The sequence below is a fragment of the Streptomyces sp. DH12 genome, from assembly GCF_020873895.1.
Taxonomy (GTDB): Bacteria; Actinomycetota; Actinomycetes; order Streptomycetales; family Streptomycetaceae; genus Streptomyces.
This window is the reverse complement of record NZ_JAHWGT010001217.1, coordinates 1-436: the sequence shown is the minus strand read 5'-3', so window position 1 is coordinate 436 and position 436 is coordinate 1. Positions and strand designations below refer to the sequence as shown.

Below are 436 nucleotides of genomic sequence, written 5' to 3'. Positions count from 1 at the left end.
CGAGTCGGCGTCCTGGGTGTAGTCCCAGCCCTCCAGCAGCTTCTGCGCCTCGCGGACGTGCGGGTCGTCGACGTCGATCTTGAGCAGTTCGGGCACCAGCAGCTTGGCGATGGCGCTGGAGTTGTCCAGCTGCATCTGCCGCATGTCGTCGGTGGAGATCTTCCCGCCGTCCTTGATCTTCGACTGGATCAGGTCGTTGATCCGCTGGCTGCGGGCGCCGTACCCCCAGTCCGTGGTCAGCGTGTACGGGTAGTCCTCGTCGACGACGGCCTGGTTGGCGGTGACGATGTAGCCGCGCTCCGGGTCGTACTCGTAGGGCAGTTCGTCCTGGTCGACCCAGCCGGTCCACTCGTAGTCCGGGTCCCAGCCGGGGGCGGGGACGGAACCGTCGTGCTTCTCCGCACGGGTCGGGATCTTGCCGGGCAGGGTGTAGCCG

Annotated in this window: 1 protein-coding gene; it reads right to left on the bottom strand. The window is 67.2% G+C overall.

The genetic code is table 11. The features are described from left to right. Positions 1-436: penicillin acylase family protein (locus tag LPA54_RS39325; protein WP_228985183.1), on the bottom strand; the 436-nt coding region annotated here is incomplete at both ends.